Source organism: Azospirillum brasilense (assembly GCF_003349955.1).
Taxonomy (GTDB): Bacteria; Pseudomonadota; Alphaproteobacteria; order Azospirillales; family Azospirillaceae; genus Azospirillum; species Azospirillum brasilense_B.
In genome coordinates this window covers 1-15,893 of the sequence record NZ_QLKQ01000005.1, presented here as the reverse complement: position 1 = coordinate 15,893, position 15,893 = coordinate 1, and the positions used below count along the sequence as shown (strand labels likewise).

The 15,893-nt window shown below is 69.1% G+C and carries 14 protein-coding genes; 4 read left to right on the top strand and 10 right to left on the bottom strand.

All coding sequences use genetic code 11. From position 1 onward, the window contains the following. Positions 1–133: 133 nt before the first annotated feature. Positions 134–859: a GntR family transcriptional regulator gene (locus tag DXK32_RS03430; RefSeq protein ID WP_247876953.1), complete on the top strand. Its 726-nt coding sequence runs from the start codon at positions 134–136 to the stop codon at positions 857–859. A gap of 13 nt (positions 860–872) precedes the next feature. Here DXK32_RS03430 and DXK32_RS03425 read toward each other — a convergent pair whose 3' ends face one another. The 7 genes from DXK32_RS03425 to DXK32_RS03395 form a co-directional block, all read right to left on the bottom strand. Next, positions 873–1,814, bottom strand: coding sequence for a glycosyl hydrolase family 18 protein (locus DXK32_RS03425; RefSeq protein WP_114857249.1), 942 nt, complete (start codon positions 1,812–1,814; stop codon positions 873–875). 38 nt (positions 1,815–1,852) lie between these two features. After that, entirely contained in the window at positions 1,853–3,418 is a 1,566-nt protein-coding gene (locus tag DXK32_RS03420) for an exopolysaccharide biosynthesis polyprenyl glycosylphosphotransferase (protein ID WP_114857248.1), read from the bottom strand. A gap of 10 nt (positions 3,419–3,428) precedes the next feature. Continuing rightward, the gene (locus DXK32_RS03415; protein WP_247876952.1) at positions 3,429–4,277 is read right to left on the bottom strand and encodes a class I SAM-dependent methyltransferase; all 849 of its coding nucleotides are present in this window, start codon (positions 4,275–4,277) and stop codon (positions 3,429–3,431) included. An 80-nt stretch (positions 4,278–4,357) separates the two neighbouring features. Continuing rightward, on the bottom strand, positions 4,358–5,695 hold the full coding sequence (locus DXK32_RS03410) for a hypothetical protein (protein ID WP_205215634.1): 1,338 nt from the start codon (positions 5,693–5,695) through the stop codon (positions 4,358–4,360). Continuing rightward, the gene (locus DXK32_RS03405; RefSeq protein ID WP_114857246.1) at positions 5,692–6,504 is read right to left on the bottom strand and encodes a WecB/TagA/CpsF family glycosyltransferase; all 813 of its coding nucleotides are present in this window, start codon (positions 6,502–6,504) and stop codon (positions 5,692–5,694) included. The genes DXK32_RS03410 and DXK32_RS03405 overlap by 4 nt, the downstream gene beginning before the upstream one ends. After that, the gene (locus tag DXK32_RS03400; RefSeq protein WP_247876951.1) at positions 6,501–7,226 is read right to left on the bottom strand and encodes a polysaccharide biosynthesis/export family protein; all 726 of its coding nucleotides are present in this window, start codon (positions 7,224–7,226) and stop codon (positions 6,501–6,503) included. Before DXK32_RS03400 ends, DXK32_RS03405 begins: the two co-directional genes overlap by 4 nt. Further along, complete coding sequence (locus DXK32_RS03395; RefSeq protein ID WP_162801057.1) at positions 7,217–9,283, bottom strand: GumC family protein; 2,067 nt, start codon at positions 9,281–9,283, stop codon at positions 7,217–7,219. Before DXK32_RS03395 ends, DXK32_RS03400 begins: the two co-directional genes overlap by 10 nt. A gap of 362 nt (positions 9,284–9,645) precedes the next feature. Here DXK32_RS03395 and DXK32_RS03390 point away from each other — a divergent pair, with 362 nt between their 5' ends. Beyond that, the gene (locus DXK32_RS03390; protein WP_114857243.1) at positions 9,646–10,488 is read left to right on the top strand and encodes an FkbM family methyltransferase; all 843 of its coding nucleotides are present in this window, start codon (positions 9,646–9,648) and stop codon (positions 10,486–10,488) included. A 17-nt stretch (positions 10,489–10,505) separates the two neighbouring features. On the opposite strand, the gene DXK32_RS03385 is transcribed toward DXK32_RS03390, so the two are convergent. Continuing rightward, positions 10,506–10,886 (bottom strand): hypothetical protein, encoded by a 381-nt coding sequence (locus DXK32_RS03385; RefSeq protein ID WP_247876950.1) that lies wholly within the window; start codon positions 10,884–10,886, stop codon positions 10,506–10,508. A 98-nt stretch (positions 10,887–10,984) separates the two neighbouring features. Here DXK32_RS03385 and DXK32_RS03380 point away from each other — a divergent pair, with 98 nt between their 5' ends. Beyond that, positions 10,985–12,274 carry an oligosaccharide flippase family protein gene (locus DXK32_RS03380; protein WP_114857241.1) on the top strand — a complete coding sequence of 430 codons (1,290 nt, stop codon included), beginning with the start codon at positions 10,985–10,987 and terminating at the stop codon, positions 12,272–12,274. Positions 12,275–12,444: 170 nt separating this feature from the next. On the opposite strand, the gene DXK32_RS03375 is transcribed toward DXK32_RS03380, so the two are convergent. Both DXK32_RS03375 and DXK32_RS03370 read right to left on the bottom strand, forming a co-directional pair. Beyond that, the gene (locus tag DXK32_RS03375; protein ID WP_114857240.1) at positions 12,445–13,824 is read right to left on the bottom strand and encodes a PfaD family polyunsaturated fatty acid/polyketide biosynthesis protein; all 1,380 of its coding nucleotides are present in this window, start codon (positions 13,822–13,824) and stop codon (positions 12,445–12,447) included. Then, positions 13,821–14,807, bottom strand: a complete 987-nt coding sequence (locus tag DXK32_RS03370; RefSeq protein WP_162801056.1) for an acyltransferase domain-containing protein — start codon at positions 14,805–14,807, stop codon at positions 13,821–13,823. The genes DXK32_RS03375 and DXK32_RS03370 overlap by 4 nt, the downstream gene beginning before the upstream one ends. Positions 14,808–14,979: 172 nt before the next feature. Between DXK32_RS03370 and fabD the strand changes: the two genes are divergently transcribed. Further along, a partial coding sequence (gene fabD / locus DXK32_RS03365; RefSeq protein WP_162801055.1) for an ACP S-malonyltransferase occupies positions 14,980–15,893 on the top strand: 914 nt, incomplete at its 3' end.

Genomic DNA, 15,893 nt, shown 5'->3' with positions numbered 1-15,893 from the left:
CAATATAAGACATGTGGGGCGTCCCACCCGTTGAAGGCGCGCTTGAGCCGGCCGGACTGCGGTGGCATCAAGGCGCGGACGGATTCGCCAGAAGCGGGGGGAGGGGACGGTGGCCCCGATGCGGAACAGTTTGGTGCGGGACAGTTTGGTGCGGGAGAACGCGACGGCCCTCTACCGGCAGATCGCCGACCGTTTGCGCGAGGAGATCGCCGCGGGCCGGTTCGAACCATCGGGCCGCCTGCCGAGCGAGAGCGAGATCGGTATCCGCTTCGCGGTCAGCCGGGTGACGGTCCGCCTCGCGCTCGACCGGCTGGAGGCGGAAGGGCTGATCGAGCGGCGCAAGGGCAAGGGCACCTTCACGGCGGGCAAACGCGTCCGCCACCCGCTGGACCGGCTGCGCAGCTTCCACGAATCCCTGCGGCTCCAGGGGCTGAACGCCAGCATGCGTCCTCTGTCGGCGGGCATGACCATAACGCCGCCGGACCTGACGGACGCGTTCGGTCCGCGCTGCCTGGAGGTGCGCCGCCTGCATCTGGTGGATGGGGAGCCGGTGGCGCTGGGGCGCAGCCTGTTGTCTCCGGACCTGGCGGGCGTCGACTGGGCGGCGGTGGGGGAGAGGCCGGTCTACGCCATCCTGAGAGAGGTTACCGGGCAGCCGGTGGTCGGCGCCGATGTCGAGGTCAAGGCCGAGGCCGCCGGTGCGGCGGTCGCCGAACCGCTCGGCGGGACGGCGGGGATGCCGGTGCTGGTGATGATCCGGCGGTCATTCTTCTCGGACGGCGCCTGCGCCGACCACACCGTCTTCCATGTCCGTCCGGAGCGTTACAGCTTCGTGCTGTCCCACCGCTGGGAGGGGTAAAACCGCGGAGCGCTCAGCGCAGCGTCTCGGCGCAGCCGTCGAGGCCCAGCCCGCGGCACAGCGCCTGGGCCAGCAGGCGTCCGTCCGGGTTGTCCGGCCCGAGCGTGCCGGGCGGTCGTCCGAGGAGCGGGTAGAGCATCATGCCGCCCTGCGGGTCCTGCGCGACGGCCTGGGCGAGCCGCTCGGCCAGCGGCACCGTGTAGGTCGGCCCGCCGAGCTGGCTCGGCGGCACCTGGACGCCGAGGGCGAGCGGCCCTTTCCAGACCTGCCGGTAGGCTTGGTACGCCTGCCAGGGGTCGAAGGTCGGGCCGGCCTCGTAGGCCATGATAGAGACGAGGTCGATCGCGTCGGCCTGCGGGGAGCGCAGCAGGTTGAGGATCGACCCGGTGTGCGGGCCGCGCGGCTGGGCGTCGCGGAAGGCGCCCTCGCCATAGGCCCCGATGCTCCAGCCCGGCACGGTCAGCAGCAGGGGGCGTGGGAAGGCGGCGCGGAAACGCGCGACCAAATCCAGCCACATCGCGTCGGACAGGCAGCGCACCCGGCCCCGGACCGAACAGCCGGGGGACACCGGTTCGAAATCCAGATCGATCCCGTCGACCCCGAGATCGCGGACCAGCCGCACCAGCGCGTCGAGGTTCAGCGCGTCCCAATTGGCGTAGTTGGCCCCGCCGACGGCGAGCAGCACCCGTGTGCCCGGCTGGCGCTGCTTCAACAGCGCGATGGCGTCCCTCAGCACCGTGCCGGAAAAGCCGTACTGCAAGCCGGTTTCCTTGAGGTCGAGGCGGCCGGGATAGGCGGCGTCCGGCCGGACGAAGGACAGGGCGACCAGATTCATGTAGCCGGGAAGCGTCGCCAGCGTCGTGGCGGCCGGGCCGGTGGCCGGGCGCTCGTACCAGCTGTCGTGATAGACGAGCAGGGGACGCGCCGGCAGCCCGTCCGCTTTCGCACCCGTCATGCCACCCGCCAGCAGCCCGGCGGCGAGGGCCAGGGCGCCTAGAAGACGTCGCGCCCGAACAGGCCGGTGGTCACGGTGCTGATGATGATCTTTGCATCGAGCCATAGCGACCAGTTCTCGATATAGTGGATGTCCATGTCAACCCCGACGCGCGCCTTCTCGACGGTGTGGATGCCGCCGCGCATGCCGTTGATCTGGGCCCAGCCGGTGATCCCCGGCTTGACGCGGCTGCGCGCCGCGTATTCGCGCGCCACCTCGGCGTAGCGCTGGTTGCCGACCCGCATGTTCGGGACATGGGCACGCGGGCCGACCACCGACATGTCGCCGGTCAGCACGTTGAAGAGCTGGGGCAACTCGTCGATGCTGGTCCGGCGGAGAAAGCGGCCGACGCGGGTGATGCGCGGGTTGTCGCGGCTGGTGCCGACGGCGCCGTCGTCGCTGTCGTCCACCTTCATCGTGCGGAACTTCAGCATGGTGAAGGGGCGGTTGTTGAAGCCGACGCGGGTCTGCCGGAAGATGATCGGCCCCGGCGAGTCCAGGCGGACCGCGATGGCCGCGGCCAGCATGAAGGGCGAGGCGACGAGCAGGCCCAGGCCGGCGACGACGACGTCCTCGATCCGCTTCACGACGATCTGCATGCCGCGCAGCGGCTGCCGCATCACCAGCAGGGCAGGGATGTCGCCGATGTGCCGCAGGTTGGCGAGCCGCAGCCGGATGCTCTCCTCGTCCAGCGGAATCAGGATGTCGAGGGAGATCATCTGGAGCTGCATGCGCAGGCTGTGGATGCGCATCGCCGCCCGCCAGGGCAGGGCGATGACGACCATGTCGACGCGGTTGTCCGGCAGGAAGCGCTTGAAGTCCGTCAGGTCGCCGGACACCGGGAGGCCGGCCAGGGACACGGGCCGGCGATCGGCGTCGCGGTCGTCGAACAGGCCGAGGACGCTGTAGTTCGCCCGGTGTTCCGGCAGGCCGAGATGCGCGATCATCCGTTCCGCGACGTCGGTTGCGCCCAGGATGACCACCCGGCGGCGCAGCACCCCGCGCTCCTCCAGAAGCCGCACGCCCCGCGCCGCCAGGATGCGCCCCGCCCCGAGACAGGCGAGCGCCGTCCCGCCCCACAGGGCGAGCATGTCCGACGGGCCGACCTCCGGCAGGAAGGCCCAGACGAGCAGGGACAGCACCGTTCCGGCCGGCAGCAGGCCGCCCACCACGTCCAGCAGCGACTTTCCCCAGTGCCGGTAATTCTCGACGCGGTAGGCGCCGATGGTGGTCATGGCGCGCAGATAGACGCCGAGCGTGACGGCCGTGAAGATGAGCGCCTGAAGGAGCAGGCGGCCGTCGTCGAACGACGCCCCGTCCGTCCGGCGGGTCCAGGCGGCCCAGGCGGCGAGACCGGCGACCGCCAGCAGGACGCCGTCGGCTCCCTTGACCAGCCGGTTGACCAGCCCATGCGTCCAGTGCAGCCAGCCGTCCCGGGCGCCCGAAAAGTCGCCGGGCGGCGGCGCGACATCCGGTGCGGGTTCGGGCACGACGTCGGGCACGGCAGGGTCCGGAACGACGCTTCGCTCCTGAGCCGGAAAACGGACCTGCACGTCGTCGCGCATGGCGGTCTCTTTACCCCTGCACGAAGCGGCGGATGATCGGCTTCAACGCCTGCCCCAGCGGATGGGAGCGAAGCCGTCGGGTCAGGCCGGTCTGCCGGATGAGCTGCATCGGCGTCCGCGGCGTGCGGAACACGGTGACGGGCTGGCCGAACAGCTCGGTGTCGCGCACGTAATGGCGCGACGGCATCGCCCCGACCAGCAGGACGCGGTAGCGCTCCGCCCAGTCCGGCCGGGCCAGAAGCAGCTTGTTGTCGCCGATGGCGAAGGGGGCGAGGGCTCCCGGCCGGCCGGCCATGAAGCGGCACATGCCCTCGGACACGGCGGGGAATTCCGGGTTGAAGTAGTCGTCGAGCACGATCACCCCGCCGTCGCCCAGGCTGTCGTCGGCGACGCCCAGATCGTGGCGAGTGATGTCGGCGGTGTGGCCGCCGTCGATGCTGAACAGGCGGACCGCGGGGCCGAGCCGGCCGGCGAGGCCGCTCCAGGTCAGGTCCAGGGAGTTGCCCTTGACCACCTCGACCGACGCCGGCTCGATCCCGAAGCGGACGAGGTTGGCGCGAAAGGCCGTCTCGTCGCCTTGTCCCGACTGGTCGACGTTGAACTGCTGGTCGTCGAACAGGTCGATGGCGAAGGCCCGCTCACCCGGCCGGCGCGCCAGCGCCAGAAGGATGAACAGCCGTCCGTGATGAACGCCGATCTCGCCGACGCTTCCCGCCACGCCCTGGGCGCTCTGCCAGACGCCGACGGTGGCGATCAGGCTGGCGTCCAGGCGCGACAGCCAGCCGTCCACACGGCGGTGGCCGCCCTGGATGTAGCGGTGCAGCGGCGAGGAAAATGCTATTGGGGGTTGAGGCGACATGATGGCCACTTGCTACCACACTATTTAAAATAGATCATGACAGCATTGACATCGCTGGCACGATAATTTTCGACAAAGAGTCACAATCGGCTTTTGCGATTTCGTTGCATTTTGAAGAATTCCGGTGAGCGGTTGACTGATGGCTCCGTTGCGCCAGCCTTTTGACGGGCGGTGCGCCAGTAGAGGGCGAGCGCCATCACGCTGGCGACCTCTCCGGGCGTGAAGACGACGGAGTAGATGGTGGAGGTCGCAAGGGCGAACAGGACGTAGTCGCCCAACGCCTGGGTCATGGGATCGCCGGGGACGACGGAGCGGCGGGCGGTGCGCAGCGCCGCGACGTAGAAGGCCGCGATCAGCACCGCCCCGATGACGCCGTATTCGAAGACGATGCCGATCCAGCCGATGTCGGCGAGATAGAACTGGTTGTTGCCCAGGATGTCCGCCAGGGTCACGTTGCTGAAGCGGGTGATGGCGCCCACCCCCAGCAGCCAGCGCAACGGAGTGACTTCCAGGTAGTCGAGCGCCAGGACGATGGAGTTCTGCCGGATCGACAGGGAGGCGCCGAGCATCTGCTCGGCCCGGCTGGCGAGGTCCGCGCTGTAGACGGCGGCCAGGGCGACCGACGCCAGCAAGGCCATGCCGACCGCCAGGATCCGCCACCAGCCGCGCGCCGAGGTGATCATGGCGAAGCCGACCACCAGGACCACGCTGCCCAGCGCCGTGCGCTGCTTGTAGATCAACACCATCAGCAGCAGCCCGATCAGCAGCAGCGGGATGGTCCACCATTCCCGGTACGCGCAGAACCGCCGGGACAGGTAGAAGAGGAACAGCACGCCGAAGAACATCGGCATGAAGATGCGCGGGCCGCGCTCGACGTCGTACATCAGCAGCTTGCTCTTCAGCGGGTCGGTGGCGTAGGCCTCCGGCGGGAGAACCAGCCACAGAGCGAGCATGACGACGAAGGTGCCGGCGCCGAGCGCGATCAGCGCGCCGCGCACCTGGGGCAGCGTCGGGCGCAGCAACGTCAGAAGGGCGGCGAGGGAGAAATAATAGGCGAAGGGCCAGACCTTGACCGTGGTCGCCATCGCGTCGGTCAGCCCGTTGCCGAGCTGGACCATGGACACCGCCGGGGTGATCGCCACGAGATAGGCGAGCAGGGCGACGCACAGCGACTTGAACGGCAGCTCGATCTGCGCCAACGCGTAGACGGCAAGCGGGATGGTCAGGACCGGCCAGCTTTTCGACAGGGCGTAGAGCGGCGGAAGGTCGACCAGATAATGGAAGCTCTGCCCGAACAGGGGCAGCACCGCCAGCAGGATCATCACCGTCAGGGCGCGGGGCTGGGCACGGCGGGGCGCCGCCGCCCGGACGGGCGACAGGATGCGGCCGCGCTGCCGGGCTCCCAGCTCGACGATCATGGGCGCGCCGCCGGCTTCGCGCCCGCCCGGCCCCGCTGTTCCGCCCACCAGGCCGACAGCGCGATGCCGAGCAGCGGCAGGGACTCCACGAAGACCCGCCGGGCGTGGCCGCGCGGGTTCTGGGCCAGACGGTACAGCCATTCCAGGGCGAAGCGGCGGAACAGCGGCGGCGCGCGCTCGACCAGTCCCGTCACGAACAGGAGCGAGCTGCCGACGCACAGCCCGACGCCGCTGGCCTGTCCGGTGTTCCGGATGGCCAGCGCCAGGCATTCCGACTGCGGCGCGCCGACCGCCAGGAAGACGAAGCGGGCCGGGTGGTCCAGCACGAAGCGGACGCAGCGCTCGACCTCCCGCGGGTCGGCGGCGAAGCCCATGGGCGGGTCGTGCCGGGCCAGCCGGGTCAGGCCGAAGCGCTCGCGCAGGCGGCGCTCCAGCTCGTCGCTGCCGCCGATCACCGTGATGGAATCGTCCGGCGTGATGACGTGAGCGAACAGGTGGGCGGTCAGGTCGCTGCCGCTGGCGCTGGGCAACGGCTTGCCGAACAGCCGCCGGGACAGGTGCCGCATGATCTGGCTGTCGCACAGCCGCAGCCACGCGCCGTCGTAGGCGGCGCGGAAGCGGAGGTCCCCGCCGCGGTGAAGCCGCACCACATGCTGGGCGTTCGGCGTCACGACGTAGGCGAAAGGGGCCTCCGGCGCCCGCCCGGCGATCGCCTGGGCGGCGCCGGCCACGTCGAGGCGGGCGATGGCGACCCCGAAGACGGTGTCGGCGGGATGCTCCGGTCCCGGCTCGGTGGAGGGCTTCATCATGGGAAGGTCGTGGACCCGCCGGTCTGGCGGCCGATCGTGTAGCTGAACACACGCTCGAACGGCACGACGCGGTTGATGAACTGCTCGACCCACAGTCCGGTCTCGGCGATGGAGCTGCGCGGCACGAACAGGATGTCGCCGGCGACCAGCGGCACATCGCCGACCGCCGCCCCGGACTCCAGGAACCGGCGGGTGTCGATGGTGCGCAGCATGGGCTTGTTGTCGGAGTTGCGGCGGATCAGCACCACCTCCTCGTAGCGCGCCTCGCGGTCGAAGCCGCCGGCCAGCATGATCACCTCCATCGCGCCGATGCGGCCGTTCAGCAGGTAGGTGCCGGGGCGGGCGACGGCGCCGCCGATGTAGGCGCGGTTCGATGGCGTTTCCTTCAGCCCGATGCTGACCTGCGGGGCGCGCATCCACCGCCGCGCCCGCGTCTCGACCAGGGTGGCCAGCTCGCCCGGCGTTAGCCCGGCGGCGTCGACCTGCCCGGCGATGCGCAGCCCGGCGGAGCCGTCGGGGCCGATCATCACCTCCTCGTCCATGTCGGGGACGAGCATGAACTTGACCTGGAAGCGGTCGCCCGGCCCCAGCCGGTAGGGCGGGGTGGAATCCTCCCAGCGGGCGAAACCCTCCGGCATCGCCTCCCTGGGGTTTACGGATTGGCCGGTGCAGGCGCCGAGCGCCAGCAACGCCGCCAACAGGAAGCCCCGCATCACAGCCATCGGTAGATCACCTGGGGAATGTGGAAGTGACGGCCGGTCAGCACCAGCCCGACGATGTCGCCGCCGGACGCGAGGATGGAGTCGCGCATCCGGGCGGCGACCGGCGCACGGGTGTGTTCGGCGCGGGCGACCAGGATGTTCGCATCAACCATCGGCGACAGCCGCCGGGCAAGATGGCTGTTCCCGATCGGCGGCGACAGAATCAAAATGATGTCAAAGCGCTGGTTCAGCCGTTCCAGCATCTGGCGCGACTGGGCGATGGGGGTGCGCAGGCTGCCCAGCGCCGATCCCGTCGCCTGCCGCGACACCCAGAGCAGCGGCACGGCGGAGGGCAGCGCTTCGAGTTCGCCGGTCCCCTGCGGCTCGATGGTCGGCAGCCGCTCGCCGGCTCCGCCATCCGTCTCGCCGTCTGTCTTGTCGTCGGCGCCCGCGTTGATCGCCGCCAGCTGGCCAGTGCCGTCGCCGCAGAGGTCGATGACCAGCGTCCGCAGGCCCCGCCCCTTGGCGAATTCCAACGCGAGCCCGCGCGCCACGATGGCGTCGCCGTCGCCGTCGTTGGCGGTCACGAACTGGATCAGGGCCATCGGCTGGTCCTCCAGCCCGTGGTCGCGCAGCTGGGCGGCCAGATGGATCAGCTCCTGCTGGGCGCCGGGGGACACCAGCTCGCCGTCGGTGTCGGAGAAGCTGGCGATGGCCGGGACGCCCAGGTCGCGCTCGATCTCGTGCGGCAGGATGTAGACCTGGCGCAGCCACGTCGCCAGCACGCCGGCCGCGCCGCCGAGCAGGATGCCGCCGACCAGACCGGCGATGATGAAGCTCGGCGCCATGCTCGTCCCGGTCGCCGGGGCCACCGCCGGCTGCACGACGCGGACGTTGGAGAAGCGCACCTTGGCGGCTTCCTCCTCGGCGCGGGCGGCCTCGGTGCGCTGGGCGTAGTCGCGGTAGATGTCCTCCATCACGCCGCGGGTGCGCTCCAGATCGCGCAGTTCGCTTTCCGCCTTGCGCAGGCGTCCGACCTTCTCCACCGCCACCGTGTGCTGGCGGTTCAGCTCGTCGAGCTGCCGGGCCACGGCGTCCTGCTCGATCTCCAGCGTCAGCAGATGGTTGTTCAGGAAGGGGATGGACGGGTTGCGGACCTCGCGCGTGGTGTTGTAGACCGGCTTGTCGCCGCCCTTCATCGACTGCCGGACCGTCCGGATCTTCCGCTCGATCTCCTGAAGCGGCGGGTAGTCCGGCAGGAACTGCGAGGCCATCCGGTCGCGTTCCAGCTCCAGGCGGAGCAGCACGTTGCGGTCGTCGTCGTTCTGGGTCTGGTTGCTCTGCTCCCGGAAGTCGAACACCCGCTCCGGCAGGGCGGCGAGCCGCTTCTTGGCCGCCGTGACCTCCGCCTGGAGCGCCGCCTGACGCTCCTGGGTCTGGCGGCGGCGCTGCACGATGCTGTCCACCTGGTTGGCGGCGAGCAGGCTTTCCTGGCCGAGATCGACGATGTCGTACTCGGACTTCAGCGCCTGGATCTGCCCCTCGATGCTTTTCAGCTGGTCGGAGTGGCGGGCCAGTTCGGAGGCGAGGAAGGGCGAGCGCGGAACGTCGAAGATCGCGCGGCGGCGCTTCAGATAGGCGTCGGCCAGGGCGTTGACGGTGTCCGCGGCGAGGTCCGGGTCCTCGTGGCTGAAGCTGAGGCGCACGATGTTGGAGGAGGACTGCTGCTCCACCTGGAGGCGGCGCTTGAACTTGTCGATGGCCTTTTCGAGCTGGTCCTGCGGGCTGTCGGCGGGCAGCAGGCCGAAGAGGCGCGGGTGCGCGATCTCCGGGAACAGGGTGGCCGGTCCCAGCGCGCTCAGCGTGTCCTCGATCACCCGGCGGCTTTCCAGGATGCGGATCTCGCTGTCCACCGACTTCAGCCCGTCGATCGACAGGAAGGAGGGCAGGGTCCCGGCCACGTCGCTGATCCCGGCGTGCGAGCGGTCGATCATCATCATGACCAGACTTTCCGCGGCGTAGCGCGTGCGCGCATAGGTGGCGGCGGTCAGCCCGGCGATGATCGAAAGGAGGGCCACGATCAGGATGATACGCTTGTGATAAAAAGCGAGTATCAGAAGGTCGCGGGGTGTAAAGGCCGATACACCGCTGGAGAACAGCACCCCATGCGATTGCTGAGCCGGCGCGCCATCCGACTGGTCAGCCGATTGACTTTGCCTGCGATTTTCCAGATGTTGGGACAGCATCTTTTACGGGTACCATAGCGTGTGGATCGAACACTTAACCGCGATGGTTTACCACGCCCGCTGTAGAGCTGTCATGGGGTGGTTGGGGTTTTGAAGCATTTTGTCTCAATTTTTAGCTATTTGCTTTTTGCCGAAACCCCTCACTTTTGGTTGGGTCCCAGGATGCCGGCCCCAGCCCTATCGAGCCACGCGCCATGAACCACAGACTGTCCGCCCTGAAAGCCGCGATCGAACGCCGCCATCCGCGGACGTTCCGCCGGCTGACGTGGCTTCGCGACCGCCTCGCGCCCTATTACGCCGAGCCGGAACTGCGCCTGCTTCCCGCCCTGTGCGTTCCCGGGGAGGCGGCCTACGACATCGGCGCCAACAGCGGCATCTACACCTTCTGGCTCTGCCGGGTCGCGGCCAGCGTGACGGCCTTCGAGCCGAACCCGAAACTCGCGGCCTTGCTCGAAGCCAAGTTCGCGCCGCTGATCGCGTCCGGCCGGCTGCGGGTCGAGGGGTGCGCGCTGAGCGACGGCGATGGGTCCATCGTGCTGCACGTCCCGCGCTCGTCAGCATTGGCCTCGGTCGAGGCGGGGGCGGTGGGCGCCCATGGCGAGGAGGTGGAGGCGGTCACCGTCCCGCGCCGGACGCTGGACCGCTACGACGATCGCCCGGTCGGCTTCCTGAAGATCGACGTGGAGGGGCATGAGACCGCGGTGGTCGGCGGCGGCCTTGCCCTGATCGGGCGCGACCGCCCGAACCTGCTGATCGAAGCGGAGGAGCGGCACAATCCCGGAGCCCTGGCGGCGCTGCAGGCGCGGCTGGCGCCGCTGGGCTATCGCGGCTATTTCGTCCTGGCGGGACGCCTGTGCACGCTGGACGGCTTCGACCCGGATCGCCACCAGTCCCGCTCGGCCCTCAACGCGGCGGGCACCCACCGCGTCAAGGGGCGGATCTACATCAACAATTTCATCTTCGTCGCGCGCGACGGCGTGGCCGACCGGCTGCGCGCCGCGCTCGGGCAATCAAGCGGGCGATCAAGCGGGAGCTGACCGCGCCGGCGGCGGCATCAGCGGCGGCAATCGACCTCGGGCCAGGGCCGCTTCTGGTAGAAGGGGCGCAAGGTCAGGATCGTCGCCACCTTCCAGATGCGGCTCTGCCGCTCGGGGCACAGGTTGTTGACCGCCGAGGTCGGGTTGCCGCGCCACCAGTCGGGAAGGTGGACTTCGACCTCGTAGGTGTTCAGGTGCAGCTCGGGTTCGCGAATCCACCAGCCATAGGGCAGACGGTCGAAATGGGTGCGGATTTCCTGGCGGATGTCGATGGCGCGCCATTCCTCCGCATCCTGCGCGGCGGCCAGGCGGTCCTGCCCGAACAGCGCCGCGGCAAGGCACAACGCCAGCGCCGCCTGGATTTTCCGGTGCCATCGCCCTGTCGTCACCTTGGTCATCAACCGACTGCTCTCCTCGCGCGGCCCGGCACGACGGCGCGCCGAACGTCCTCAAATCTCTTCCGCTTCCGCAACAACCCTTTATCCCATAGAGCGTGATGCGTCTCCAGACATGGCGTGCCTTCGGGCGTTACGGCGTCGGCCTCGGGCTGCGCGGGGTGGAGGTCGTCGGCAAGCTCGGCCTCTATATCATAGCGGCGCGCGCGCTGGGCGCCCATGATGCCGGCCTGTTCTTCCTCTGCCTGACCTGGATCGGCCTGGCGTCGACCGTGGCGCGGCTGGGGCTCGAACGGGCGATCACGCGGCACATCGCCGCCGAGCTGGCCATCGGCCAGGGGAGGGCGGCCGGTCGCGACCTGCGGACCGGCCTGATCGGCACGGGACTCGCCGCCACCCTGGCCGCGGTGGTGGCCTACGCCCTGGCGGGGCCGGCGTCGCACCTGCTGTTCGGCGCGCCGGACCTTGAAACGCCGTTGCGTCTGTCCGCCCTGGTCCTGGTGCCGCAGACCCTGACCATCACCCTCGGATCGGCGCTCGCGGGGTTGAAGCGGGGAATCGCCGCGCAATTCGTGCAGAACGCGCTGTGGCCGGTTCTGATGCTCGTGGCCCTTCTGGCGGGGGTGGCCGATCTCGATTCCCTGATCCTGGCTCTGGCCGGGGCATGGACCCTCAGCGTCGCGGTCGGATTGGCCGTGCTCGCGCGCGACCGCCGCCGGTTCACGGACCATGCCATCCCCGCCGATGCCCTGTCCGCGGCCCGGCCGGCGGAGCTTTTGCCGTCGCTGTGGCACACGGCGCGTCCCCTGTTCGTCGTCGAGCTGGTGCAGGTGTCGCTGGCGTCGCTGCCGGTGCTCGCGCTGGGCGTGTTCGTGGACGCGGCGTCGGTCGGCGCGTTCAGCGTGGCGAACCGCATCTCCATGCTGGTGTGGGTCGTCGTCATCAGCATCGGGACCTTCGCCGCGCCCAACTACGCGGAACTGCATCGCCGTGGCGAGACCTCCCGCCTGCTGGCGATGAACCGCGGCATCATGCTGACCGTCGCGGTGCTGGGCCTGCCGATGGTGTCGGTGATGATGATCGCTCCGGAGTTATTGCTCGATCTGATCGGGCAGGGGTTCGGCAGCGCGGCGATGGCGCTGCGCATTCTCGCTGCGGGCCAGATGATCCACTGCCTTCTGGCGTGCCAGGACATTCTGCTGGCCATGACCGGGCATGGCGGCACGCTGCGCCGGCTCAACCTTTTGCAGCTGGCGGTGTGCATCGTGCTCGGCGCCATCTTGATCCCGGTCTTCGGCATGACCGGAGCGGCGGCGGTGACGGCCCTGACGGTTGCCCAGGGAGCGATCGGAACGACGCTGGTGCGCATACGGCTGTTCCGCCGCCGCTGACCAATTGGACGAAGTCCGCGACCTTTCATGATTTATTTTCCATAACCTATCTTATGAGATTTTTGTGCTCAGCCAAGTGAACTCCGTCCCGAAATCCATCCCCTGCATCAGTACGCGGGCTTACCGTCGTCGGGGGAGCCGACACGGACATCGCACCGCCGCCGGGCCCCTCACCTTTCGGCCAAGGTCCCTGCCCCCGTCGGCGCAAAAAGGCGCACCTGCCGGTTCAGGCAGTCGGCGCAGGCTTCCATGAGGTGCTCCGCGACGACCGCGACGCGGCGGTGGCGCCAGTCTTCCAGTGGCGAGCCCTTGACCCACTGGTTGAAGGCGCCGAGCGCCGGGCCGGTGTGCACCTGGTAATCCACGCGCTGGTCGCGATCACCGGCCAGGGCCAACCGCATGCTGTGCACGAAATACCATCGGAAGATCAGAGCCATCTTCACCTTCGGGTTCCGTTCGGCCCGTTCGATCTCCTCCGGTGCGGCGCGCAGATAATGGTCCCGGATTTCCCGGTACACCTCGTCGAAGCCGCGCCGGAAATACTTTTCCTGTATCTCCCTGCGGGTGGCCCCGTCGATCCGATCCAAGGCGCCGTGAGTGCGCCACAGGTCGTAGAGCTTGTTCGCCCGGGTCGGGAAGAACACGCCTTTCTTCATCACCTGGATCTTCGAGCCCATCTCGAACATGTCACCGGCTGGAGCGTAGGCCGTGTCCTGCACGCCAAGGCCTTGCAGGATGTCCTTGACGGCGTCGCTGGTGCCGGCCTCCCGCGTGCACTGGTTGATGGACCCCGTGACGATGAAATCGGCCCCCAACAGGAACGCGCAGGCCGCCGCTTCCGGCGTTCCGATGCCGCCGGCGGCCCCGACCCGCACCGGGCGGGCGTAACGGAATTGCTCCTGCGCGTCGTCGCGCAACCGGATCATGGCCGGAAGCAGCACCGACATGACGCCCATGTCCGTATGCCCGCCGGAATCGGACTCGACGCAGAGATCCGACGCGACTGGCAGGTGCTGCGCCAGCGCCGCCTCGTCCGGCGTCAGATGCCCCTGCTCGACCAGACGGGTGACCATCGCTTCCGGCGCCGGCCGAAGGAAAAGCTGCGCGATTTCGGGGCGGGAGATCTTCGCGATCACCCGGTTGACCGCCGCCGCCCCGCCCTGCCCGTCTTTCCGCGCGCCGGTCAGCCGGAACTTCAGCAGGGCCGGGGTGATCCGGGTGTAGGCCGACGCCTCGGCGTTGCGCACGCCGTGGCGCAGCAGCAGATCGACCATCTCCATTTCCTCGCCGGGCCGCGCCGGGTTGGCCAGGAGATTGACGCCGAAGGCCTGCCCGTCGGCCAGCCCCTCCCGGATGCGGAGGATCGCGGCTTCGACGGCGGGTCGCCGCACGCCGCCGGCGCCGAAGAATCCCAGGGCGCCCGCCTTGCCGACCTGGATCACGAGGTCGGCCGAAGCGATGCCCTTGACCATGGCGCCCGTGACGTAGGCGAGCCGGAGGCCGTAATCGCTCCGGAAGGCTGCCGATCCTAGGGTCTGCGGTGTGATCACGGAACACTCCCTTCCAAAGACCGCGCGGCGGCGCCCCGAACGAGCGCGCGCGCCGCCTCCAGGTTTTCCAGGTCCTGGCCGAACGGCGACAGGATCGCCATGACCCGGCCATGGTCGCGCGTCGGCATGTTGTATTTCACGAAGGACGCCATCGTCCCGGACGGGCTCAGGTCCACATAGAGCGCGTCGGGGTGCCGCCGCCGGAACGCGTCGAACGCGTCCCGGAAGGCGATCGGCCGCCGGATCACCTGCCACCAGTAGGCCGGGGAGAAGCGGTCCATCGCCAAACCGGTCCCGCCGTCCGGCAGGGGCGCGCAGCTGACCACCGGAATCCGCGCCGGTCCGTACAGCCGGTCGGCGAAGGCGGACAGGAAGACCTCCTCGACCGCGTCCACCTCCGCCGAATGGAAGCCCACCCCGACCGGCAGGATCTGGTGTGCCACGGATCGCCGGCCCAGCTCCGCGGCGATCCGCCCGATGTCCTCGCGCCGTCCGGACACCACGAAGCAGCGGTCGAAGTTGACGCCCGCCAACGCGACGCTCCCGAAGACCGGGTCGCCGAAGGTGGCGACGTCGTCGATCACCACCAGCATGGCGCCGCCGCCGCAATGCGAATCGAACAGCCGCGCCTGCTTGATGATGTCGAACAGCATCGATTCCTCGCTGGCCACGCCGGCGACGGTCGCCGCGACGAATTCCCCCAGGCTTGCGCCGATCATGGCGTCCGGCGGCGGGAACCCCTGGGCCAGCAGGGCGCGGGCCAACGCCACCTGGACCATGAAGATGGCCGGATGGCTGTGCAGGATGTCGTCGAAGGGACGGCCCGCCGGCTGGTCGTCCGCGTGGACGACCTCCAGGATCGAGTGCCCCACATAAACCGAGGCCACGGCGTCGAGCCGGTCCAACCACGACCGGAAATGCGGACATCCCCTGTACAGCGACCGGCCCATCCGGAAATACTGGGAACCCTGGCCGGCGAACATCCAAACCACCGGGCCGGGCGGATGGGAAGGCGGATGGGAAGTCGGTGGCGCCCGGTTCGGAAAATCGGCGTGAAGCATCGGGGCCCCGCATCGTTCGGCGTGTGCAGACCATACTTTATGCTATCATCGGATGGTAGTGACGGTTGCATCCACCATCCATCCGGGCGGCACGATGAACGCATTCCTTTTTCCCGGCCAGGGTTCGCAGCATGTCGGCATGGGCGACGGCCTGTTCGACGCCTTTCCCGATCTGACCGCCGCCGCGGATGCGATCCTGGGCTATTCCATCAAGGATCTGTGCCTGAAGGACCCCGACAAGACGTTGGGGCAGACACAGTTCACCCAGCCGGCCCTGTTCGTGGTCAACGCCCTGGCCTGCCGCCGGCGCCTGGAAGACGGCGGCAGCCCGCCCGATTTCACCGCCGGGCACAGCCTCGGCGAATACAACGCGCTGGAATGCGCCGGCGTCTTCAGCTTCGAGGACGGGCTGCGCCTCGTGCAGCGGCGCAGCGCCCTGATGGCCAAGGCGAAGGGCGGCGGCATGGCGGCCATCCTCGGCATCGGTCCGGACAAGGTGGCGGGGGTGCTGTCCGAGAACGGCTTCGACGCCATCGACGTCGCCAACTACAACGGTGACAGCCAGACCGTCATCTCGGGCCTGCGCCAGGACGTCGACCGCGCCCAATCCGCTTTCGAAGCGGCCGGGGCCATGTTCATCCCGCTGAACGTCAGCGGCGCCTTCCATTCCCGTTACATGCAGCCGGCCGGGACCGAATACGCCCGGTTCCTGGCGGATTTCACCTTCGCCGCGCCCCGCCTGCCGGTGATGTCCAACGTCACCGCCCTGCCCTATCAGGCGGGCACGGTCCGGCAAGGCCTGTCCGAACAGCTCACCCACTGCGTGCGCTGGGCGGAGAGCATGCATTACCTGCTCGACCAGGGTGTGACGGAGTTCACCGAAGTCGGCCCGCGCGACGTCCTGACCAAACTGATTCGCGGCATCCGCAACCGGTACCAGCCGTCCGCCCGGCCCAAGGCTTCCCTCCCCGCTGCGCCGCCGTCTACATGCAGGGCTACAACGGCTAT